We start from the raw sequence: 22116 nt of genomic DNA, 5'->3' as shown, positions 1-22116 counted from the left end.
CGGGAGACTTTTGAGTGGTTTTCGGGTTTTTAAGAAACAATAAAAACGCAAAGTCAGAGACATTTGCGTAGCGTTTCAGTTGAAGACTTCGTGGAGCGGGTTCATTCTGCAGGCGTGAGACGCTCGCGCCAGCAGTGAAGGACTATTGTTTTACAGAAGTTTTCTTTTTTCTGAATTTTTAAAATTTGCATTTTCGATTAATAAATTGTCTAAATGTCTGATGCTAAAATTTAGACTGAACTTTTCTTGAATCTCCTTTTGCAGTTCATAGCATTTGCAAAAGAATTTTGCATATTCAATGTCAACATTTTCTAATTCAATAATATGTTTTAATGAAGAGGGAACTTTTGTTTTATAATTTCTTAATGCTTCAACTGCTCTTGTGTCATAAATAAAGAATAATTCTGGTAAATGAAAGTGCAAATATTTAGAAACTAAGGAGCGTTTATTTTGTTCAGTGATTTTATTTATAATTTTAGTAAGATAAAAATGCGTTTCCAATACAGATTTTAAATTGTCATTATTTAGTGATTTAAAATTCTTGAGTTTGTTTAAATACTTGTCAATATCAGAGTTTTGAAATGCAGGAACGACTTTATCAATGTAGAAATTATCATTAATGTCATTGTTTTTTGTCTTTCGACGTTCAATTGCAGCTGCATAAATTCGGCCTATAAACAATACTTTAGTTAAAATATGTTCATTGTTTTTATGATCAAAATTTTCGCTACACATCTTATATAGAATTTCATTTCCGAAATGCCATACATTATTTAACATAGCCTTTTCTACTTGGATTAATGACGGGTTGTTCATTCTAAAAATTATAATTATTATCTAAGATTTTCTTTAGAGCTATTTGATCTTTTTTTCAAACCTTCTCTTAGAGCGATCAAAAGCTGTCTTTTCCCATGAACTATCGAAACCATTCCAAAACAATCTAATTGTATATCCAGGAGAAGAAGAACAAATTAAAACATCCATATCATTATGTTTAAAGAAGATATTATAATTTTCTGCTTCTTGAGTTATAAATTTTTTATTTTCCTCAATCGCGGTTTGAATTTTATTTAGAAATTCAATTGCTTCATTTTTTTCAAAATTTTTAAAAGCATAACCTTGATAAACAACGCCAGCATCATTCCAATAATTGCCGAAAAAACCCAGAATTAAGCCTTCTTTTTGTTTGCTTTCACATTTATATAGTAAAGTTGTTAGTTCTCCTGAACTCGCTGCGGCTAGAGGAATTATTTCAAATTGTACGACTTCTGTACTTGAGCCTAAAACATTTTTAAACAAAAAATCTTTTGCGTTGAATAATGCTACATCCTTACTGAATTCTTTTGCAAACCAAATGTTGTCGTTTGTTTTTACTTGAGCAAAAGATTTATTAAACGCTAAAAGACAAAGTAGAAGTAATTTAATTTTCATATTTTGAGTAAGTATTTTTCATATCCTTGATTTAAAGAACAAACATCGTATTTATTCTAAAATAAGAACCAAGTAAATTCACCTGATTTAATCTCCTATTTTATATTCTTGAATATCTTGAGAGTTATAGTCGAAGGTTTGAATAATTTCAAGCTTGTTATCTTTTTCGACAAAAGTTATTTTCTCATCGTATTTTGAATCCCTCCATCTCCCGTCAATGTTTGCCCAAAGAATTTTATTTCCATCGATCTTTATTTTATAATCAAATTTCTGATGATCAGATTTTCTAATGTAAGACACGAAATATAATTCGTCTTTTTTCCTCACTTTAATTATTTTCGATGATTGTCCCATAATAGAAGCCATTGTATAGCGAGCAATATCTTCATAAGTAAAGTTCTTTAAAGTTCTTTAAAGTTATTTAAAGTTATTTCTTCCTTTTCTTTAATTTCTGGAATTTCAGTTTCAACTGTTAAATTGGTTTCAGTTTGTTCTTTCTGATTACAGCTAAAAATTAAAATAAGAAACAGGCAACATGTTAGTGATTTCATATGTAATTTAATTTTGTTTTTATGTAAAATTTATTTGCTAAAAGTAATTGCATTATATTCAATTACATTACGGAAAACCGTAAACAGAATTATGAAAACCAAAGCCCTAGCCCTGATAGAAGTGGAAATCCTTTTATGCCGGGGTTCGGCACAAAAGATTGTAACGGATAGCAGGAAACAGCTCCTAAAAATTATTACAATTCCACTAAATATTCAACTTAAATTCCGCAAAAAATGAACACTAGAATTTTCGATAAAAATTTTGTAATTTTGCCGTCCAATAAAAGGAATTAGAAAATGTTAGATAGACTTCAATATGTAAAGCAGCGTTTCGATGAGATTTCGGATTTGATTATTCAGCCGGATGTTATTTCTGATCAAAAACGTTATAAGCAGCTTAACCAAGAATATAAAGGGATAAAAGCGCTTGTTGAAAAGAGAGAAGAGTACATCATAATTTTGGCAAACATCGACGAAGCAAACGAAATTATTGCTGACGGAAGTGATGCTGAAATGGTGGAAATGGCCAAAATGCAATTGGATGAAGCAAAAGAACGTCTGCCAGAATTGGAGGAGGAAATCAAATTTATGCTTATTCCTAAAGATCCTGAAGACGCGAAAAACGTAATGGTGGAGATCCGCGCCGGAACGGGTGGGGACGAAGCGAGTATTTTTGCTGGTGACTTGTTTAGAATGTACACGAAATATTGTGAATCTATGGGATGGAGATCATCTGTTGTAGATATGAATGAGGGTACTTCTGGAGGTTTCAAAGAGGTTATTTTTGAGGTTACTGGAGAAGATGTATACGGAACTTTGAAGTTTGAAGCGGGTGTTCACCGTGTACAGCGTGTTCCGCAGACAGAAACTCAAGGACGTGTGCATACATCGGCTGCTACGGTTATGGTTTTGCCAGAAGCTGAGGAGTTTGATGTTCAGGTAGATATGAACGATGTTCGTGTAGATTTCTTCTGTTCGTCTGGACCTGGAGGACAATCGGTAAATACTACGAAATCGGCTGTACGTTTAACGCACATTCCAACAGGATTGGTGGCGCAATGTCAGGATGAGAAATCGCAACATAAGAATAAAGATAAGGCTTTGATGGTATTACGTTCTCGTTTGTACGAAATGGAATTGGCCAAAAAGCAGGAAGAAGATGCTAAAAAACGTAGTTCTCAGGTAAGTTCTGGAGACCGTTCGGCAAAAATCCGTACATACAACTACGCGCAAGGTCGTGTAACCGATCACCGTATTGGTTTAACGCTTTACGATTTAGGAAACATCATGAACGGTGATATTCAGAAAATCGTTTCTGAGCTTCAGCTGGTTAATAATATGGAGAAATTGAAGGAAGCTTCTGAGGTGTACTAAAGTACACAGGTTCAAAGGGACATAGGTTCAAAGGTTCAGAGGTTTTTTCTCTTTGAGCATAAAATATATTTAAAGCCGAACTTTGTTCGGCTTTTTTTGTGTAAAGAAATACGGAAGATTGGAAGAAACTTAGAATCTTAGCAACTTAGTATCTTAGCATCTCAAAAAAAACATAGCCAGCGGTTTCAACCGCTGGAACGCAATGAATTTGTCAAAGTTGCTGAGATTCTAAGGTTCTAAGTTTTCTTCTTCGAACATAAAATATATTTAAGCCGAACTTTGTTCGGCTTTTTTTATGGAAAAAAAAATATCAAAGATTGGAAAAAGCTTAGTTCCGATAGCTATCGGAATAGCATCTCAGAATCTCAAAAAAATAAAGAGCAATACTACAACAACAATCTTACGAAGTAAGATTTATAATACCGATTGTAAAACTTAGTCCCGATAGCTATCGGGATAGCGTCTTAGTAGCTTAGCATCTTCAAAAAAAATCTATTTTTTTTAATTTTTTTAACTCATATTTGCTGTGCTCAAAACAACTAACTAACATTAATTTATGAAGAAAACTTTACTCTTATTTTGCTTCTTTGGAAGCTTTTTTTATGCGCGGTCGCAATCGTATTTCGGGTTCAGGGATGATAATTATGCCGGAATTCAGAGTGCTATATTTAATCCGTCTAATATTGTCGAATCTAAGTATCGTGCCGATGTTACGATTTTCTCGGCAAGCGGAACAGGGCAGAATGATTTGTACGGAGTTAATATTTTAGATGCATTAGACGGCGATTATGATTTGGCGACTGATGCCAGTAAAACTTTCAAATCGAATAACAAAGGAAATTTTAATGTTGATATTCTCGGGCCTTCTTTTATGATGAATATTACGCCTGCGCACAGCATAGCACTTTTTTCGCGTGTGCGAAGCGTTACAAATCTCGTTGGCATAAACGGACAGCTTATTGATGAGGTGAACAAAGATATGGATGCTTCCAATAGTTTTTTAATCACAGGTGGGAATCCGAATGGGGTTACCAATTCTTGGGCAGAGATTGGGGCGAGTTATGCAACGGTTTTGTTGGATCGTGATGATCATTTTGTTAAAGGCGGAATAACTTTAAAATATTTAATGGCGGGAATAAACGGCTATATCAACGGAAGTGATGTGAGCGTGGCGTTCAATAAAAATAACGCAGATCCTACTTTAAGCGAATATGTATCTACAGGAACTATAAGAACTGCCGCAAGTTACGATTATGCAAACGGAGATGATCCGAAGTTTGATGCGGCTTCGGCTGGTGTAGGCGTAGATTTGGGTTTTACATACGAATACCGCACCAATTGCCATTCTTGTGCAGGAAACCGTTATAAGTTTAAAGCAGCGGCTTCTGTAACCGATATTGGAAAAGTAAATTATAAAAACATTGTCGAAAATACTTATAATATTACAGGAAGAGTAACGCAGCAAGATATCGATGATGCAGACGATATTTTTGATTTTTTCGATTCGAATTATACCAAAATCTCATCAAAAAAAGGAGTAAAAGCAAATCTTCCAACGGCTTTGCACACCAATTTTGACTGGAATATCGATCAGCGTTTTTACTTAAATCTAAGTGGTGATTTCAGCCTTGTAGACGCCAAAAAGGTAAACGGAACTGCCATTGCCAATTCAGTAACTTTTACGCCAAGATTCGAAACAAGACAATTCAGTTTTTATGTTCCTGTCACGTACATGCAATATAGCGGAACGGCAATAGGAGCAGGTTTTAGAGCCGGTCCAATATTTATTGGTTCAGGAACTCTTTTTTCGAGTCTGTTCTCAAACAATTCAAAAGGCTGTAATATTTATGCAGGTTTGAAATTACCGATTTATCAGGATTATAGGTAAAGTTGCTAAGTTGCTAAGCTACTAAGATGCTAAGCTTTTTAGTTTAAAGTATAAAAAAACAGCATCACAAAGTGATGCTGTTTTTTTTGCTTTTTCTTTAATACCAAGTCAAGGTAAAAAGATTCACAGAATCTTAAAAAAAAACTTAGAATCTTAGTATCTCAGAACCTTAGCAACTTTAAAAAAAAGCTATATCCCTAAAAATACCCTAGTATATTCAAAACATTTATATAGATTCGAGTAAACGTATACACCATTTTTTATTACTATTTCGCTAAACTTTTCCATAATAATTAAATTAAGTTAGACAAATACTCTCTAGACGGTTCGTATTAAGAATCTTCTTCTTCAGATTCATGATGAGGTTTCGAAACCAGATTGGTTACAATAAGCTGAACTATAGAACCTAGGATTCCTTTGAACATCGAATCACCTTTTCCGACAATAAATCTTTTGGCGAGATAACCAATTCCGATACTGATTGCCGATTGAGCGATATGGCTTTTAAAGCCAACAGTTTCGTTGATTTCTTCGACCGTGTTTCTAATGAGATTAATAGGTTTTAGATTGTTCTTAATCTCGTCGATTTCGTCTTTTATATCGGACCATTCTTTATCTTGGCGAATTTCTAATTCCTCAATTTTTCGATTTAACTGATCAATATTGTAAATAGCCTCCATAGATTTTTCGGTTTATTAATAAATCAAATCAGTTTTTTGTTTCTTTTAGAATACTGGAGATAATTGTATTTCCAATTGGTGTTTTTATCAATTTATGGTGTGATTTCACCACAACAATCACTAAGATAAGATAGAATAGCGCCATAATAAAAAAGCCATAGTAATACTCTCCCAGTTCTTTGCCAATCCACAAACTAATCCCGATATTTAGGAACAAAGTAAAAAATGCAACAACAATACCAATTGCTATCTTTGAAGCTAATGATGAAGCACCATCGGCAACAGAACATACTGTTTTTAATTTTAATAATTCTAAACTTGTTTTAGCATAGTTCTCTGCCTTTTCATAAAGATTTAAATTCTCGTTTGTTGTTGCATTTGGTTCCATGATATAAGGTTTTGTGGTTTCAAAATTTTACTAATTAATATTTTGATATTAATAGTTTGATTTTACTGTTTTAACATCGTCTTTCAAGGTGTTGAAATCTTCTTTAACTTGGTTAAGTTTAGATTTCCCCTCTTCGATAATATCTTTACCATTTGAAGTGATTTTGCTTACAACACCATCAAATTTTGTTTTCAGGTTATCGCTGTAATCTTTTGATTTATCTTTGATTTTTTTTCTGGTGTTTGATCCTTTATCTGGAGCAAATAAAATTCCTATTGCTGCTCCCGCCGCTGCGGCTCCTAAAATTCCTAAAATTGTTGTGCTAGTTTTCATAATAATAAATTTTAAATGGATTAATATTTAATAATTTGTTGATTTAATACATGTGGTTTTTAGACTTCGCGACCTTTAATTAAGCGAAGCAATACGGCAATAATGGCAATTACCAACAGAATATGGATAATGCTTCCGAAACTGTAAACAAAGAACCCGAGAGCCCAAAGTATCACCAGAATTACTGCGATGGTATATAATAAGTTTGACATGGCTTTTTATTTTATCGGTTAATAAATCAATTTCTTGTTAGTTTAACTTATAAGAAAGATATAATGACAGGTTACTGTTTTTTGCGTCCGGAAACGTAAAGGTTGTTCCTGCAATAGTTCGTTCTTTACCAATAGTAGTTAAACCATAATTATAACGCAATCCGATGCTGATTGGGTTAAAATCTACTCCAACACCTGCAGAAAGACCTGCATCAAATCTTGCTAGATCGTCTGCGTCAATATTTTGGTCGAAGTCAAAAGTTCCATCTCCACTTACTTTAGAGCTTACTAAATAGGAAGCATAACCGCCGGCATGAATGTTAAAGTTTTTTGTCACATTTACTCTCACTAAAAGAGGTACTTCGATATAATTCAGTCTGAATTTTGTACTTCCTGATGCAAAAGCATTATTATATTCTAATTCTGAACCTTTTGTAGTAAATAAAATCTCTGGCTGAATGGCTACAAAATCTGAAATAGGAAGTGTGGCATAAACTCCAGCATTGAATCCGTATAAAATATTTTCATCGTCAGCTTCACTTTGGTATAGGTTGGACATGTTGAATCCTCCTTTTACACCGAATTCGGTATTTACATTATTGTCCTGAGCGTGCAGCATTCCGAATGATGCTGTTAAAAAAAATGTTAAGGCGCATAAAAATTTGGCGTGTAATTTCATAGTAAAAAAATTAGTTAATAGATAGATAAATAGATAATAGACGTTTATACATTTTGTCTTTTTATTCGTTCAGTCTCTCGTAAGAGTCTGTATTGTTGTGGCAGAAAGCGAAGAACTAGTTCGAGAATTTCTTTGTCGTTTGTTTCTCTAGAAATTGCTTCGAGTAACTCAATTTGGTTGCAGATCGCATCTGTCATAGCATTTAAATAAATGCTGTTAAAATCATAACCATTGGCATCAATGAGGTTGTACAGGTCTCTTTTGTGCGTGGCATTTATTTCAGTAATGACAATGAGCTTTGATGTGGCCATTGTGGTTATTGCTTCCAGCAATTGGCTCTCTTGAACTTCTATTCTTTTGCTTAATTCCTGAACAATTACATCTGAACTTTTTTGTTGTGCAATCTGACTTTTAGAAATAATGGTCTTACTTACATTTGCCGTAGATATAAAAAAGAAAACCTCTGTTTCTTCTCGGTCATTTTTTGCAAAAGCTTGGTTCTTCAAAGTATTTTCTATCGGATTAATTTTTCTGCAAGACGTGATGCATAAAATTAAAAGGATCGAAAAAAGAACTTTGAAAATTGAAGCTTTTAAGGGGGGAATTGCTTTCATTATTACTTCCTAAAGTATTACATTACAAAGATGGCAACGAATGAAAGATTTTGCTTTACAGCATAAAAAAGAAACGTTATATAATTCCCATAACGGATTTATATAACGCTTTTTATGTGATTTTTTAATGAAGTTTAATCGGGTAGAAACACTGTAAATATAGAGCCTTTGCCTAAAGTGCTGTCGGCTACAATATGGCCTTTATGGTTCTCTACAATCTTCTTGCAGATGGCCAATCCGATTCCGGTTCCTGGATAATCTGTTTTGGAATGAAGACGTTGAAAAAGAATAAAAATGGTTTCTTTAAACTGAGGATCAAATCCCATTCCGTTATCCGTAAAAGTGATTTTATGGAACTTTTTTATAGACTGTTCTAATATTTCAGGATAATCGGCAGAGTTTACTTTTTCGCTCGAAATAGAAATTTGAGGTTCAACATTAGGTTCGCTGTATTTTAATGAATTTCCAATTAAATTGATAAACAGCTGTTCGATCTGATACGGAATAACAGAAAGTTTCGGAAGTTTTCCAATGCGCTGAATTACGGCTTTCTTTTCTTCTATAATTTCAGCCAATTCAGATTCTGTATTGTCTAGAAGTTCGTTAAGATTCGTTTTAATGAATTCCTTTTTGGTTGTATTGGTTCTTGAAAACAAAAGAAGATCGTCTATTAAAACACGCATTCTTTTTGCGGAACTCTCTATTTTGGTGATGTAATTTTTTCCGCTTTCAGACATAACTTCTTTATCAGCGCTGGAAACTCTCGAAATAAAAGTCTGTATTTTTCTAAGCGGTTCTTGCAAATCGTGACTGGCCACATGGTTAAAAGAAGCCAGCTCTTTGTTGCTTTTTTCTAGCTCTTTATTTCGTTCCTGAAGCTCAATATTCAAAAGATGTTCGTCTGTAATGTCAAAATTAATTCCAAGTAAAATTTTACTGCCTTGCTGATCAGTCACCAATTTACCTGTTGTCTTAAAATAACGTACTTCAAAATCTGGGCGTACAATTTTGTAGTATACAAACGGAAGATGTTTCTTTTCTAGGATTCCATCTATTGCTTTAGCAACAGATTCTTTGTCTTCTGGATGGACATATTTTATAAGGGTAGCTTTGTTTGGTGCAAAAGATCTAGGTTCTAGACCTAATAAACGAAACTGGTTGTCTGAAAAATCAATTTTATCAGAATCCAAATCCCACTGCCAAGTGCTGAATTTTCCAATATTTTCAGACTCAGAAATTAAACCGCTAGAAATAAGAAGTTTTTTATTGAATATTTTCAAACGCTCAAAATCACGACTAATTTGGCGATAACCCAATAGAATAAAACTCAAAGCCACCAAAAATAAAGAAATAGAAAATAGCGGACTCAAAGAGATTTCTGAATCGTAAATTTTAAGTCTTTTCTTGAGGAAATCTTTTTCGATGTCGTTCATTTCGTCCACTTTAAAGCGGATGTTTTCCATTAAAATACGACCGCCAAACATATGATTGTCCAGTTTTCTTTTGTCGTAGGTTTTTGGATTGCTGTATTTTAGACAGTTTTCAAAAGAAACAAAACGCTGGGTAATGAGTTTGAAAAGTTTTTGGAGATTATCCTGCTGTCTCGGATTATCGGCAGTCAATTTTTTTAAGGTAATAAATGAAGTATTTACCTTATCTCGAGAATAGATGTACGGAGTTAAAAAACGGGCGTTGCGAGTGATAATATACCCTCGCTGGCCCGTTTCAGCATCTTTAATAGCCGACATTAATCGTTCGAGCTGAATGTTGATTTCGTATGTATGCATAACCAGTTTGCTCGATTCATTCAAGTCCTGGTTATGTTTGTAAGCAATTGAAGAAAGGAATAACAGAATGAAAACTGCGATTACAAAAATAACTCTCAAAGAGTTTGAAGAATTAAAATTTGGTATCCACTTCATTATTGGTATGCTTTTATTTTAGTCGCAGCAAGAAATTATCACGGTTTAAACCTGAAGTATGATAATGCCAATTTACAGTCACGACTTCATTAATTATTTTTTTGAGTGTATTGAAATCGCTTGGCTTTTTGATGTAAATATTGGCGCCTTGAATAAAGGTATCTTCGATATCTTCTTCTGAAGAAGAAGTAGAATAAATGGCAATAATTATATCTTTTAGATGATCCGTTTTTTTGATTTCAATCAAACATTCTTTACCTGTTTTCTTAGGCATGTTTAAATCTAGAAACAAAATATCTGGAAGTTTATTGTCTGTGTTCATTAAATGATCCATAAGTTGCATACCGTCATGAACAAAACTTACATTAGTTTGAATTTTTATTTCTTCAAAAGCATCTTTAAAGAAAAGACGGTCATCTTCATCATCATCGGCCAATAAAATGTGTAATGCGTTTTTTTGCATTGTAATGTGGTATTTGGGTTTTTATTTTAAATTTTCTCTACGTTTCTTAATAATCCTCTGAAAAGCAGATGGAGTAATTCCGGTTGTGTTTTTAAACTGCGTACTCAAATGCGCAACACTCGAATAATTGAGTAAAAAAGCAATTTCGGTCAAACTCATTTCATTGATAATAATCAATTGTTTTGCTCTTTCAATTTTCTGTAAAATAATAAAATTTTCAATAGAAGAATAGGTTACTTCTGAGAAAACATTAGATAAATATCCGTAGCTGTGGTTTAGCTTTTCTGCCAAAAACACAGAACTTTTGTAATTATTGTTGTCATCCATGAATACAAGCTCGATAATTGCATCTTTTATTTTTTGGACTAATACACTTTTTTGATTTTCAACTACTTCAAAACCGCATGGAGCCAATTTACTTTTTAAATCCTCCAAAGCTTCGGCATCAAGATTGTCTTCAATCTCAATTTCACCAAATCCTAGAGTTGTAAAATTTACATTGTTTTGTTCCAGATTTTGTTTTAAATAAAGAGAGCAAATAGTATTAATGTCGAACTTTATAAATAGTTTCATTTTATAGAATTTGGTTAAAGATACTTAATTTATTTGGTGTTTTTGCTTTTAAATGGCACAGAATTACGTCAAAATAGGATTTTTAAATAAAATTTTCAAAAAAATACCGTCTAATATTTTTTACTAGACGGTATTTCCCTGGTTGAGTTGCAAGGGGTTACAATTCTGGCAGGATTTGATGAAATTCCTCTTTTGTTTTTTCCAGTTTCTGCTGAAGTCATCCGTACATTTCGTCTTCTTTTCCTTCAGCAAACATCAAATCGTCATCTGCTAGAGTTGCAAACTTTTGTTTCAGTTTACCTTTCAACTCGTTTCAGTTTCCTTTTATTTCGGTGATATTCATGAATATCTCTTTTAAGTTTTTTATTGTATTGTAAAATTGCAAATTATAAATCGGCTCCATGTTATATTTATTTTTCCGACTGTTGCATAATTTTCATCCCAATAAGCATTATCAATTAACAATTAACAATTAACAATTAACAATTAACAATTAACAATTAAACCTGATACCTTCTCAGAATCCAAGCCATTTTTTCGTGTTGCTGCAATAATCTTGTTACAAAATCGGCAGAACCAGCATCGTTGGTTTCATTTTCAAAAACCGGAATATAATCTCTAAATTCTGTTACCAGCTGTTCGTGATTTTCTAGAAGCTCAGATAACATGTCTTTTTGCGAAGCATATTCTTTTGGTGATTCTTTTAAGGTCGAATTATCAATAAACTCCTTCATGGTTCCAATTGTTTTTTCTCCCAATTGATTAATACGTTCGGCCACTTCATCAATTTGGGCTTCAAGAACGCGGTATTGCTCTTCAAACAATTTATGTAGTTCCATAAAACTGTTTCCGGAAATGTTCCAGTGAAATTTTCTTGTTTTTACATACAAAGTCATTTCATTTGATAAAATGGTAGCCAGTATAGAAGCGCTCTTTTTTAAGTTCTTTGGTGTAATTCCGATATTTGGGCTCATAATTGTCTTTTTAGTGGTTTATTTCAAAGTTACTTTTGATTCCGATTTTTCAATTACACAATTTTTGATAGATGTTATAGAATTCAATGTTAATTAGAGAATGGGGTAATTAGAAAATTAGATAATGAAAACTTGGAACCGCAAACCATCAACAATAAACAATAAACCATTAACTCATTCACAATTATAATTTGTAATTTTGCCGCACAAGTAAAAAAGAATATGACAACACAACAACTACACGAACAAATTCTTCAAAAAAAATCATTTTTATGCGTTGGATTAGATCCAGATCTGACTAAAATTCCACAGCATTTATTAGAAACAGAAGATCCTATTTTCGAATTTAATAAAGCAATTATTGATGCGACTCACGATCTAACTGTTGGATACAAGCCAAACACAGCTTTTTTTGAAGCATACGGAATAAAAGGATGGATGTCTTTGCAGAAAACAATCAACTATATCAACGAAAATTATCCTGATATTTTTACGATTGCAGATGCAAAACGTGGTGATATTGGAAATACTTCAAGTATGTATGCCAAAGCTTTTTTTGAAGACTTGAATTTTGATAGTGTAACCGTTGCTCCTTATATGGGAAAAGATTCTGTTGAGCCTTTTCTGGCTTTCGAAAACAAGCATACGATTATGTTGGCTTTAACTTCAAATGAAGGAGCTTTTGATTTTCAGACTTTAAATACAAACGGGAAAGAATTGTATAAACAAGTTCTTGAAACTTCTAAAACTTGGAAAAATAGCGAAAACTTAATGTACGTTGTGGGTGCAACAAAAGCAGAATATTTTACGGAAATCAGAAAAATTGTTCCAGACAGTTTCTTGTTAGTTCCAGGAATTGGTGCTCAAGGCGGAAGCTTATCTGAAGTTTGCAAATACGGAATGAATGATAAAGTTGGTCTTTTGGTAAATTCTGCAAGAGCGATTATTTACGCTTCAAAAGGAACTGATTTTGCTGAAAAGGCTAGAGAAGAGGCATTATTAGTTCAAAAAGAAATGGCAGCTATTATTGATAGCAGATTTTAATTAAATAGAAAACAGATTTAACCGCAAAGTTCGCTAAGGTTTTTCGCAAGGTTCGCAAAGGAAATAACTTTGTGTTCTTAGCGTAAGTCTTTGCGAACTTTGCGGTTAAGAAACTCAATATTAATAAATGAAACAATTAATCGATCAGCTGGGCACTGTTCACTCTTTTGAAACAGCTCCAAAACGTATTATTTCGCTAGTTCCTTCGCAAACCGAATTATTATATGATTTAGGTTTAGAAGAAAAAATTATCGGAATTACGAAGTTCTGCGTGCATCCGTTTCATTTTAAATCTACTAAGAAGACTGTTGGCGGAACGAAGAAAATTCATTTCGAAAAAATAAAGCTTTTAGAGCCCGATATTATTATCTGCAATAAAGAAGAAAATACGCTTGAGATTGTAGAACAGTTAAGTGCAATTTGCCCAGTTTGGGTTACCAATATTGTTTCTATTGAAGATAATTTTCAAATGATTTCAGATTTCGGACAATTATTCAATTGCAGAACCGAAGCCCAGAAATGGAATGATAAACTGGCTTTCGCTTTAAGCGATTTTAAAAATTATATAAAAGATATAAAGGAAAAGAAAGCAGCCTATTTTATTTGGAAAAATCCGTATATGGTGGCTGGAAATGATACTTATATCAATGAGCTTTTAAAACTCAATCATTTTAAAAATATCTACGAAGATAAAGGACGTTATCCTGAAATCGAATTAAAGAAGATGCGTCTAGAAGGCGATCCTGATATTGTTTTCCTTTCATCAGAACCTTACCCTTTCAAAGAAGAAGATGCTTTTGAAATCGGAAGATTTACGCATCACGCCAAAACGATTTTCGTAGATGGAGAAATGTTCTCTTGGCACGGCAGCAGATTGCTAAAGGCTTTCTCTTATTTTAAAATACTGCACGAAAGATTGAAGAATTAGTTTTATTTGTTTCAAGTTTCAAGTTTCAAGTTGTTGAAAGTTTAACCGCAAAGGACACTAAGTTATACGCAAAGTTCGCAAAGTTTTTTTTACAAAGCTTTGCGAACTTTGCGTTTTATACAAAACCTCTTGAGTAAAAAAACTTTGCGCTCTTTGCGTTAAAACTATGTTCAAAGTAAAGCAACCTGAAACAAAGAAAACATGAAACCTGGAACAAAATAGTATAAAAAAAGAATGCCGACATCTCGAAGACGCCGGCATTATTTAACTAACCAAAACCAAAATAATAAATAACCAGTTTATTACAGTACAAATATCTGACATATATCAAACTTATGCTGTTAAGGTCTTGTTATTACTTTGTTGGATATAAGTTAATGTTCAAAACTTGCAGTTAAAACATTTGTTTCAAGTTGTTGGAGCGTGTGGTTGAATGGAAAGAATGCAAAAGTTTAGGCAATTCAGAGTCATAGGAACAAAGTTTTTTTTACAAAGCTTTGCGAACTTTAAAACTTCTTTTAATTAAAAAATCTTTGCGCTCTTTGCGTTAAAACTAAGCGCATCGCATTGTAACTTGAAACAAAAGACTATAAAAAAAGAATGCCGGCATCTCGAAGAAGCCGGCATCATTTAACTAACCAAAACCAAAATAATAAATAACCAGTTTATTACATTACAAATGTCCGACATATATCAATTTTATGCTGTTAAGGTTTTGTTATTACTTTGTTGGTCATAAGTTAAGATTTAAAAAATGGCTGTTTTGAGCTTTCTGTAACGTAAAATAATTTTTTATTATTAAAATATAATAACAATCAATTTTACTTATGAATATGCTAATGATAAGTTTGTATATTTGATAAAATGTTAAAAATCAGCAATATGGAATCAAACAAAAAATTAACAACTGCAACAGGAACTCCCGTTCCAGACAATCAAAACATTCAAACAGCTGGCCCTCGCGGACCTGTTTTATTACAAGATTTTTGGTTTTTAGAAAAGATGGCACATTTTGACCGAGAAGTGATTCCGGAAAGAAGAATGCATGCCAAGGGATCTGGTGCCTACGGAACTTTTACTGTTACGCATGACATTACTAAATATTCTAAAGCAGACTTGTTTTCTGAAATTGGCAAAAAGACAGAAATGTTTGTGCGTTTTTCGACTGTTGCAGGAGAAAGAGGCGCTGCTGACGCCGAAAGAGACATTCGTGGTTTTGCCATGAAGTTTTACACAAATGAAGGAAATTGGGACTTGGTAGGAAATAATACGCCAGTTTTCTTTTTCCGTGATCCGATGAAATTTCCTGATTTGAATCACGCTGTAAAACGCGATCCAAAAACCAATTTAAGAAGTGCTGATAATAATTGGGATTTTTGGACTTTATTGCCAGAAGCTCTTCATCAAGTTACAATTGTAATGAGCGACCGCGGGATTCCGAGATCGTATAGAGAAATGCACGGTTTCGGAAGCCATACTTTTAGTTTCATCAATGCGCAAAACGAAAGGCATTGGGTAAAATTCCATTTGGTTTCACAACAGGGAATCGAAAATTTATCAGATGAAGAAGCTGCTAAATTGGTGGGCGGAGATCGAGAAAGCCATCAAAGGGATTTGTTTAATGCCATTGAAGAAGGAAACTTTCCGAAATGGAAAATGTTTGTTCAGATTATGTCAGAAGAGCAGGCAAGAAACTATCGTTTTCATCCATTTGATTTAACTAAAGTTTGGTTAAAAGGAGATTTTCCATTAATTCCCGTTGGAGAATTTGAGTTAAATAAAAATCCAGAAAATTATTTTGCAGAAGTAGAGCAGGCGGCATTTAACCCGGCTCACGTAGTTCCTGGAATTGGTTTTTCTCCAGATAAAATGCTTCAGGGACGTTTGTTTTCTTACGGAGATGCTCACCGTTACCGTTTAGGGGTAAATAATTACCAGATTCCAGTAAATGCTTCTAGATGTCCGTATAACAGTTTCCACAGAGACGGAGCAATGCGTGTAGACGGAAATTACGGAGGAAGAAAACACTACGAACCAAACAGTTTTGGCGAATGGCAAGAACAGCCAGAAGTAAAAGAACCACCATTGGCAATTTACGGAGATGCTTACGCTCATAATTTTAGAGAAGACGATAATGATTATTTCACTCAGCCAGGACTTTTATTCAATTTGCTGACTGAGGACAAAAAACAGCTTTTGTTTAAAAACACAGCGGCACAAGTAGGAGGGGCACAGAAATTTATTCAAGTCCGTCATGTCAGAAATTGCTACCAAGCCGATCCAGCATATGGTGCTGGCGTAGCAAACGCTCTAGGAATGACAATGGATGAAGTAAATGCCTTTGATGACCCGAGATTGGCGATTAAAGCGAGATAAGTTTTTTTAGGTTCAGAGAGGCAGAGGTTCAAAGGGACAAAGGTTTTCTGAACTAGATTTATAAAATTAAACCCGACAGGTTTTTAAAACCTGTCGGGTTTGTTATTTTGAGATAATCATTGTCAGACTGAGTGAAGTCGAAGTTTTTTAGGTAAAGAAAAGCCTCTGTACCTTTGAACCTCTGCCTCTTTGAGCCTAAGAAAATACCACCGTCTTATTACTATAAACCATCGTTTTTCTTTCAGCGTGCAGTTTAATGGCTCTTGCCAAAACGATACGCTCCAAGTCGCGGCCTTTCATGATAAAATCTTCTACAGAATGAATATGGGAAACTCTTGCAATATCCTGTTCGATAATTGGACCTTCGTCTAATTCTTCTGTAACGTAATGGCTTGTAGCTCCGATAATTTTTACACCACGTTTAAAAGCCGAATGATACGGTTTTGCACCTGGGAAAGCTGGTAAAAACGAATGGTGGATATTGATGATTTTGTTTTCGTAAAGCGAAATCACTTTTGGAGTCACAATCTGCATGTAACGGGCCAAAACAATAAAATTGATCTGATATCTTTTCAAAAGTTCAATCTGCCTTGCTTCGCCTTCTTCTTTATTGTCTTTAGTGAAAGGAACATAGTGAAACGGAATATCAAAACGCTCAGCAATAGATCGCAAATCGTTATGATTGCTTATAATCATCGGAATCTCCACACCCAATTCATCGGCACTGTAACGACCTAAAATGTCAAATAAACAGTGATCGTATTTAGAAACAAACAAAGCCATTTTGGGCTTTTGCTCCTGATTGTACAAATCCCAAGACATATCAAAGTCCGCAGCAATGGTTTTGCTGAACTCTTCTTTTATGTTTTCAATATTACTGCCCTGATTGGTAAATTCACATTCTAAACGCATAAAAAATACATTCTGCTCCACATCAACATGCTGGTCGATGTAGGTAATGTTTCCTTCTACCTTGGCAATAAAAGTAGTCACTGCGGCGATAATTCCTTTTTGGTCTTTACAATGAATGAGTATGGTAATTTTTTGCATTTCGGTCTTTTGTTTTTGGTTAGTTGCAAAGTTACAAAGGTTCAAAGTTGCAAAGGAAGCTTTGTACATTTGTAACTCTGTCTCTTTGTACCTTACTAGAAAAACTATTTTCCATCCTGCATTGCAAAAACCTTTTGTAATAAAGGAGTTGTTCGTGCAGAGATGTTATTTCTGATATCTTTTTCTTCAACAGCAATCATTTTAAAAACACCAGACAAAGCTCGATTAGTTGTATAGTCAGTCAAATCTGGGTTTACTTTTTTTACTAATGGAATAGTGTTGTATTTTGTTATAATTTTTGTCCAAACAGCATCTGCGCCTACTTTTTCGAAAGAACTTTTAATTACAGGATTAAATTTGGCGTATAATGCAGTTGTTGTGCTGTTTTGTAAATAACTTGTTGCAGCATTGTCAGTTCCTAAAAGAATGTTTTTGGCATCTGTAAAAGTCATATTTTTTACTGCTGTAACAAAAATCGGAGTTGCTTCTTTCACAGCATCTTCTGCAGCGCGGTTCAGCATTTTGATTCCTTCATCTGCAAGAGAGCTTAAACCTACTTTACGCAGAGTTGCATCTACTTTTTGCAATTCTTCTGGCATTAAAATTTTTACAGCTTCGTTTTTATAGAAACCATCTACTGCGGTTAATTTACTCACTTGTTGTGTAATTCCTTTATTTAAAGCTTCTTTTAATCCAGAAGCAATGTCAACAGTTCCTGAGCTTGGAATCTGAGATGCGATTTGAGGCAATTGATTTAAAGTCTGTTGTACCTGTGCGCAAGAAGTAAGCGAAAATGTAACGGCTAATAGTAAAATCTTTTTCATTATGGGGTTTTATTTAAGTTTCAAAAATACTACTTATTCAAAAACAACGCCACAATTTTATTTTAAGCAAACTAACATTTTGTTGTAAACTTAACATAAGAAAACTTAGCAACTTAGAATCTCATTTTCTTAGCAACTTAATTTATGGCCAAGCCATTCGAATATTATCCTGCCAATAGGTTTTGCTGGAAATATAAACAGGTTTTAGCAGCATTATAGGTTTATTATTCGCATCAAAATATTGAACGCGAATGATTTTTTCTTCAGAATCATCTTTCATATCAATATTTCCTTCGGCATCATCAATCAATTTCTTTTTTTTGAGATACAAAGAAGGTTTTTCAATACTATATTCTGTAACAGCTTCTCCGTTTAGTCTTAAGCTGCATCCAATTAAATTTCCGCTGCTGTCAAGTGATTCAATTCTTCTCAAGGTATTATTTTCATAATAATATATTTCAAAAGCAATCCTGCAAGATCCTAATTGGAGTTTATTATGCTGTAGTCGAAAACGCAGTATCTGGTTTTTAGCATTTGTAAATTCAATAGAGCCATTTCCCTGCGCATTAATATCATTGCGTAATATTTTAGCAGGCTTTGAAAACTGCTTAATTTGATTGGCGTAAACATGTAAATTTTTGGCAGATTGTGCAAAAGAAGAGATGCTCAGAAAAAGGACAAAGAAAAGACTGATAAACGATTTCATTTTAAAATTTTTGTTTGGGAGATAGATTTTTATTACTGCAATAAATCTATTTTTTCATTTGTATTCTCACTATAAACAGATATTTCACTGTATTTCTATTTTCCTCTTTTTTCGCCGTCAACAAACAAAGTTGCTTTGCCTTTTGAGTCTTTTAGTTGCACCTCATTTCGCGTTTCTTCTACATCAATTTTGTTCAGATTGATCGTGATTGTCATGCATAATAAAAGAAGGTTATTTTTTGATTTTAAGAATGTTCACAAAGATATTACTCTTCTAATCAAACAGAAACTTTTTGTGGTTTTATATAAGATATTCATCAAACAAAAAAATCATCTCATAAAAAAGATATAAGATGATTTAGATTAAGCTATGACAAGAGCAAAGAGCAATTTTTTTGTTCGAATTGTAGGTGTTTAATTGCTCTTTTGCCTTAAAGTATTATAATTTTTTGTTTGGGACAAAAAAGGCTTTAAACGTATTGTAGGCAATATAAATTTGGATTGTATATTGGGTTAATTTGATTTAGGTCGGCCAAAATGTTAGGTGGGCAATCTTTACCTCCAATTGCCAGATAAAATAAAGATTTTGAAATATAAAATGGTCTTAAAGGAAAGTTTCGCCATCCATACGATAAATTTTTCAAGAAATGTTTTAAGGCATATTTGAATGTTTTCTCTTCAGGACGAACAAAGTAAATACTTTTAAGTTTAGACATGATATTTGGAAACATTACAAATTTTCCGCCTTGTTGTATCAATAGATTAATTTCAAAAAGAGTTAATCCTTCAATATTCTCTGTTTTCATGATGTTAAAATTAGTGGTATTAATATGAAGCAAAGTTCGGAAGGATTTGAAAATTATTTTGTACGTAAAAATCTAAAAAGCAATAATTTAAGGTTTTTTTTTGAGAATAAAAAAAATCGAAAACCCGGTTGAACGAGTTTTCGATTTTAGTTTTATTTTTATAAAAATAATTTGCAGTAACAAATTTTTCAGTATTAATTAAATCGGCGTACTTTCCATAAACATGCTGAAAGAAGAAACTATTTTCACCGTTTTCATTTACTAAGGAAGTAAAATAAGTAATATAAAATTGATGTTTTTTTATTTCTGCAATAAATCTATTTTTTCATTTGTGTTTTCAATATAAACAGACATTTCACGATATTTCCATTTCCCTCTTTTTTCGCCAACAACAAATAAAGTTGCTTTGCCTTTCGGACCTTTCAACGGCACCTGTACATCACAGGTTCGTACATCATTATGTGAAGTGACAGTTCCAGAAACCATTCCGTCTGTTTCGACAGGAGAACCGAGTTTTTCAACTACGAGTTTATTATTTTCTACAGCTAACATAGATTCTTTATAGGCTTCAGAATCTTTAAGAACCGAAGTTACTTCATAGAAAATTCCTCCAATAAATAAAGCTGCTAATATGATAAGAGTTAGGCATCCGCTGGGAATAAGCCATTTCCAGTTTCGGTTTAACCAGCTTTGTTTTGGTATTAGCTCATTAGAATCTTCCATAGATTAATTAATTTTTAGGTTAAAAAGATAAAGCTAAAATAAGAATAAATTTCATTGATTTTCAGTGTTTTATATTAAATAAAAAATCACCTTATAAAATTCAATAAGGTGATTTTAGTTTTGAAATTATTTGAGTTTTATCGATTGCTAAAAGCAATTTCTTCTAGTGCTACGGGATCAGTTACAGTTTTTGAAACTTCTTGTTTTCTCATACAATCATTGTCTCCAGTTCCTGTACTTAAAATTAGTTTTTTGGGAATAATTGGTTTTTTATCGAAGATTGTGGCGTATAATAAAACAGCTTGCAAAAATCCGCCATCATTTATAAAATGCAAGGTGCTTTTGCCATCACGAAGATTATCTTTGTTGTTTGTTAAGTATTTATAACCATTTTTACCTTCATATGCATCTTTAACAGCATCGCCAACTCTTAACAAACCTGCATTTTTAATAAATGCAGCTGCCAAAATGGTATTTTTTCGTAATTCCTTATAATAATTATAGTATTCCGAATTTATATAAGATAAGGGAGACATGTTTTGATAGACATATATTGCTGCATCTGGACTGTTTTTATGTATTTTTTGCGCAAATAATTTCAAATTGTCTCTGTATTTAGAAAGATTTGTTAGTGCAATTGGTGTCGATTCCTGAATAATAACATAATCATAATAATTTCCATCCTTATCTATATTAGAAAAATTTTGGTTAGCCTCTGTTTTATTAGTAAAATAGACCTTGTCGAGGGGAACTCCCATTGTTACTAACTGCTGAATATTTACATTTTGATTATTCGCATTACATAATTCCTGAAATAAAGTAGGAGCACTTACATAATATTCTGTGTGACTATTTCCTATAAATAATATACGTGGTGGTCCAATGGCTTTTGGCGGTTTTGGTTTCCTGATTCCATCAGAAGTCATTAGATTTTCTGATGCCGAATTATGGCAGGAAGTAATAAGTGTTGAAACAATAACACTAAGAAACAAAATATGTTTTTTCATTGTTGATTTTCTATTAAAAAAAGATTTGCAAATCTCTCTTTAACGTATAATCCTATCAGTCTCAAAAGGCTTTTAAAATAATAGATTAAGACAAAAAAATCACCTTACAAAACTTATAAGATGATTTTTAGGAAAAGATTTTGAAACTATATCAATACGATAGTTCTAAGTGTGGCGTATAAATAGGTCTATTGGTGTCTAAATCTTTTAATATAGTATCAGTATAATCTTTCCCGCCTTTCATTAGATAAAATAATGATTTAGCGATATAAATTGGGGCAAAAGGGAAAATACGCCAGCTTAGGGAAACATTCAGAAAAAAGTGTTTTAAGGCATATTTGAATGTGCCTTCATTTGGGCGTATAAAATAAATATTAGATTTCTTAATCTTTTTCACCATTTTAGAAATAATGAAAGGAAATATTATAAACTTTCCTCCTTGTTGAATTAAAACGTTTATTTCAAACATGGTAAGACCTTCTGTATTATTCGTTTTCATAATAGTTTAGTTTTAAACATTTACAAAAATGGGGCTGAATTGTACTGCAAAATAAAGCAAGATCTAAAAATG

At 33.0% G+C, this 22116-nt stretch carries 26 protein-coding genes; 5 read left to right on the top strand and 21 right to left on the bottom strand.

Going from position 1 to position 22116, the window contains the following annotated elements:
* Positions 1–150 precede the first annotated feature (150 nt).
* The 4 genes from DM397_RS01985 to DM397_RS23765 form a co-directional block, all read right to left on the bottom strand.
* Complete coding sequence (locus DM397_RS01985) at positions 151–816, bottom strand: hypothetical protein (protein ID WP_111375948.1); 666 nt, start codon at positions 814–816, stop codon at positions 151–153.
* Between the two features lie 39 nt (positions 817–855).
* A complete protein-coding gene (locus DM397_RS01980) occupies positions 856–1431 on the bottom strand; it encodes a hypothetical protein (protein ID WP_111375947.1) in 576 nt (191 codons plus the stop codon).
* An 87-nt stretch (positions 1432–1518) separates the two neighbouring features.
* Entirely contained in the window at positions 1519–1785 is a 267-nt protein-coding gene (locus DM397_RS01975) for a hypothetical protein (protein WP_142479050.1), read from the bottom strand.
* Positions 1786–1832: 47 nt separating this feature from the next.
* On the bottom strand, positions 1833–1982 hold the full coding sequence (locus tag DM397_RS23765) for a hypothetical protein (protein ID WP_162615451.1): 150 nt from the start codon (positions 1980–1982) through the stop codon (positions 1833–1835).
* Positions 1983–2279: 297 nt separating this feature from the next.
* Between DM397_RS23765 and prfA the strand changes: the two genes are divergently transcribed.
* Both prfA and DM397_RS01965 read left to right on the top strand, forming a co-directional pair.
* Positions 2280–3356, top strand: coding sequence for a peptide chain release factor 1 (gene prfA, locus DM397_RS01970; protein ID WP_111365195.1), 1077 nt, complete (start codon positions 2280–2282; stop codon positions 3354–3356).
* Positions 3357–3912: 556 nt separating this feature from the next.
* Positions 3913–5244 carry a DUF5723 family protein gene (locus tag DM397_RS01965; RefSeq protein ID WP_111375945.1) on the top strand — a complete coding sequence of 444 codons (1332 nt, stop codon included), beginning with the start codon at positions 3913–3915 and terminating at the stop codon, positions 5242–5244.
* 332 nt (positions 5245–5576) lie between these two features.
* On the opposite strand, the gene DM397_RS01960 is transcribed toward DM397_RS01965, so the two are convergent.
* The 10 genes from DM397_RS01960 to DM397_RS01915 form a co-directional block, all read right to left on the bottom strand.
* Positions 5577–5924 (bottom strand): hypothetical protein, encoded by a 348-nt coding sequence (locus DM397_RS01960; protein WP_111375944.1) that lies wholly within the window; start codon positions 5922–5924, stop codon positions 5577–5579.
* A 28-nt stretch (positions 5925–5952) separates the two neighbouring features.
* Positions 5953–6312, bottom strand: a complete 360-nt coding sequence (locus DM397_RS01955) for a hypothetical protein (protein WP_008462338.1) — start codon at positions 6310–6312, stop codon at positions 5953–5955.
* A gap of 48 nt (positions 6313–6360) precedes the next feature.
* Positions 6361–6645 carry a YtxH domain-containing protein gene (locus DM397_RS01950; protein ID WP_111375943.1) on the bottom strand — a complete coding sequence of 95 codons (285 nt, stop codon included), beginning with the start codon at positions 6643–6645 and terminating at the stop codon, positions 6361–6363.
* A 59-nt stretch (positions 6646–6704) separates the two neighbouring features.
* Entirely contained in the window at positions 6705–6857 is a 153-nt protein-coding gene (locus DM397_RS01945) for a lmo0937 family membrane protein (protein WP_111365189.1), read from the bottom strand.
* Positions 6858–6894: 37 nt separating this feature from the next.
* Positions 6895–7536, bottom strand: a complete 642-nt coding sequence (locus tag DM397_RS01940; protein ID WP_111375942.1) for a porin family protein — start codon at positions 7534–7536, stop codon at positions 6895–6897.
* Positions 7537–7580: 44 nt separating this feature from the next.
* Positions 7581–8150: a DUF4142 domain-containing protein gene (locus DM397_RS01935; protein ID WP_111375941.1), complete on the bottom strand. Its 570-nt coding sequence runs from the start codon at positions 8148–8150 to the stop codon at positions 7581–7583.
* Positions 8151–8284: 134 nt separating this feature from the next.
* Positions 8285–10072: a sensor histidine kinase gene (locus tag DM397_RS01930; protein WP_111375940.1), complete on the bottom strand. Its 1788-nt coding sequence runs from the start codon at positions 10070–10072 to the stop codon at positions 8285–8287.
* Positions 10073–10085: 13 nt separating this feature from the next.
* Positions 10086–10535 (bottom strand): response regulator, encoded by a 450-nt coding sequence (locus DM397_RS01925; protein WP_111375939.1) that lies wholly within the window; start codon positions 10533–10535, stop codon positions 10086–10088.
* A 21-nt stretch (positions 10536–10556) separates the two neighbouring features.
* A complete protein-coding gene (locus DM397_RS01920; RefSeq protein WP_111375938.1) occupies positions 10557–11108 on the bottom strand; it encodes a helix-turn-helix domain-containing protein in 552 nt (183 codons plus the stop codon).
* A 500-nt stretch (positions 11109–11608) separates the two neighbouring features.
* Positions 11609–12082: a Dps family protein gene (locus DM397_RS01915; protein WP_111375937.1), complete on the bottom strand. Its 474-nt coding sequence runs from the start codon at positions 12080–12082 to the stop codon at positions 11609–11611.
* A gap of 222 nt (positions 12083–12304) precedes the next feature.
* Between DM397_RS01915 and pyrF the strand changes: the two genes are divergently transcribed.
* From pyrF to DM397_RS01900, 3 genes are all read left to right on the top strand, one after another.
* Complete coding sequence (gene pyrF, locus DM397_RS01910; protein WP_111375936.1) at positions 12305–13126, top strand: orotidine-5'-phosphate decarboxylase; 822 nt, start codon at positions 12305–12307, stop codon at positions 13124–13126.
* A 127-nt stretch (positions 13127–13253) separates the two neighbouring features.
* On the top strand, positions 13254–14054 hold the full coding sequence (locus DM397_RS01905; protein WP_111375935.1) for an ABC transporter substrate-binding protein: 801 nt from the start codon (positions 13254–13256) through the stop codon (positions 14052–14054).
* Between the two features lie 882 nt (positions 14055–14936).
* A complete protein-coding gene (locus DM397_RS01900; protein ID WP_111375951.1) occupies positions 14937–16430 on the top strand; it encodes a catalase in 1494 nt (497 codons plus the stop codon).
* Between the two features lie 195 nt (positions 16431–16625).
* On the opposite strand, the gene purU is transcribed toward DM397_RS01900, so the two are convergent.
* From purU to DM397_RS01865, 7 genes are all read right to left on the bottom strand, one after another.
* The gene (gene purU / locus DM397_RS01895; RefSeq protein ID WP_111375950.1) at positions 16626–17480 is read right to left on the bottom strand and encodes a formyltetrahydrofolate deformylase; all 855 of its coding nucleotides are present in this window, start codon (positions 17478–17480) and stop codon (positions 16626–16628) included.
* Positions 17481–17584: 104 nt separating this feature from the next.
* Positions 17585–18304, bottom strand: coding sequence for a DUF4197 domain-containing protein (locus tag DM397_RS01890; RefSeq protein WP_111375934.1), 720 nt, complete (start codon positions 18302–18304; stop codon positions 17585–17587).
* A 142-nt stretch (positions 18305–18446) separates the two neighbouring features.
* Positions 18447–19010: a hypothetical protein gene (locus DM397_RS01885; RefSeq protein WP_111375933.1), complete on the bottom strand. Its 564-nt coding sequence runs from the start codon at positions 19008–19010 to the stop codon at positions 18447–18449.
* 469 nt (positions 19011–19479) lie between these two features.
* Positions 19480–19815, bottom strand: coding sequence for a hypothetical protein (locus tag DM397_RS01880; protein WP_111375932.1), 336 nt, complete (start codon positions 19813–19815; stop codon positions 19480–19482).
* A 300-nt stretch (positions 19816–20115) separates the two neighbouring features.
* Positions 20116–20538 carry a cytochrome c oxidase assembly factor Coa1 family protein gene (locus DM397_RS01875; protein WP_111375931.1) on the bottom strand — a complete coding sequence of 141 codons (423 nt, stop codon included), beginning with the start codon at positions 20536–20538 and terminating at the stop codon, positions 20116–20118.
* A gap of 137 nt (positions 20539–20675) precedes the next feature.
* Positions 20676–21545, bottom strand: coding sequence for a hypothetical protein (locus DM397_RS01870; protein ID WP_111375930.1), 870 nt, complete (start codon positions 21543–21545; stop codon positions 20676–20678).
* A gap of 151 nt (positions 21546–21696) precedes the next feature.
* On the bottom strand, positions 21697–22044 hold the full coding sequence (locus tag DM397_RS01865) for a hypothetical protein (RefSeq protein WP_111375929.1): 348 nt from the start codon (positions 22042–22044) through the stop codon (positions 21697–21699).
* Between the last annotated feature and the right edge of the window lie 72 nt (positions 22045–22116).

This window comes from Flavobacterium nitrogenifigens, from assembly GCF_003254565.1.
Classification (GTDB): Bacteria; Bacteroidota; Bacteroidia; order Flavobacteriales; family Flavobacteriaceae; genus Flavobacterium; species Flavobacterium nitrogenifigens.
This window is presented reverse-complemented; position numbering and strand designations above follow the sequence as displayed.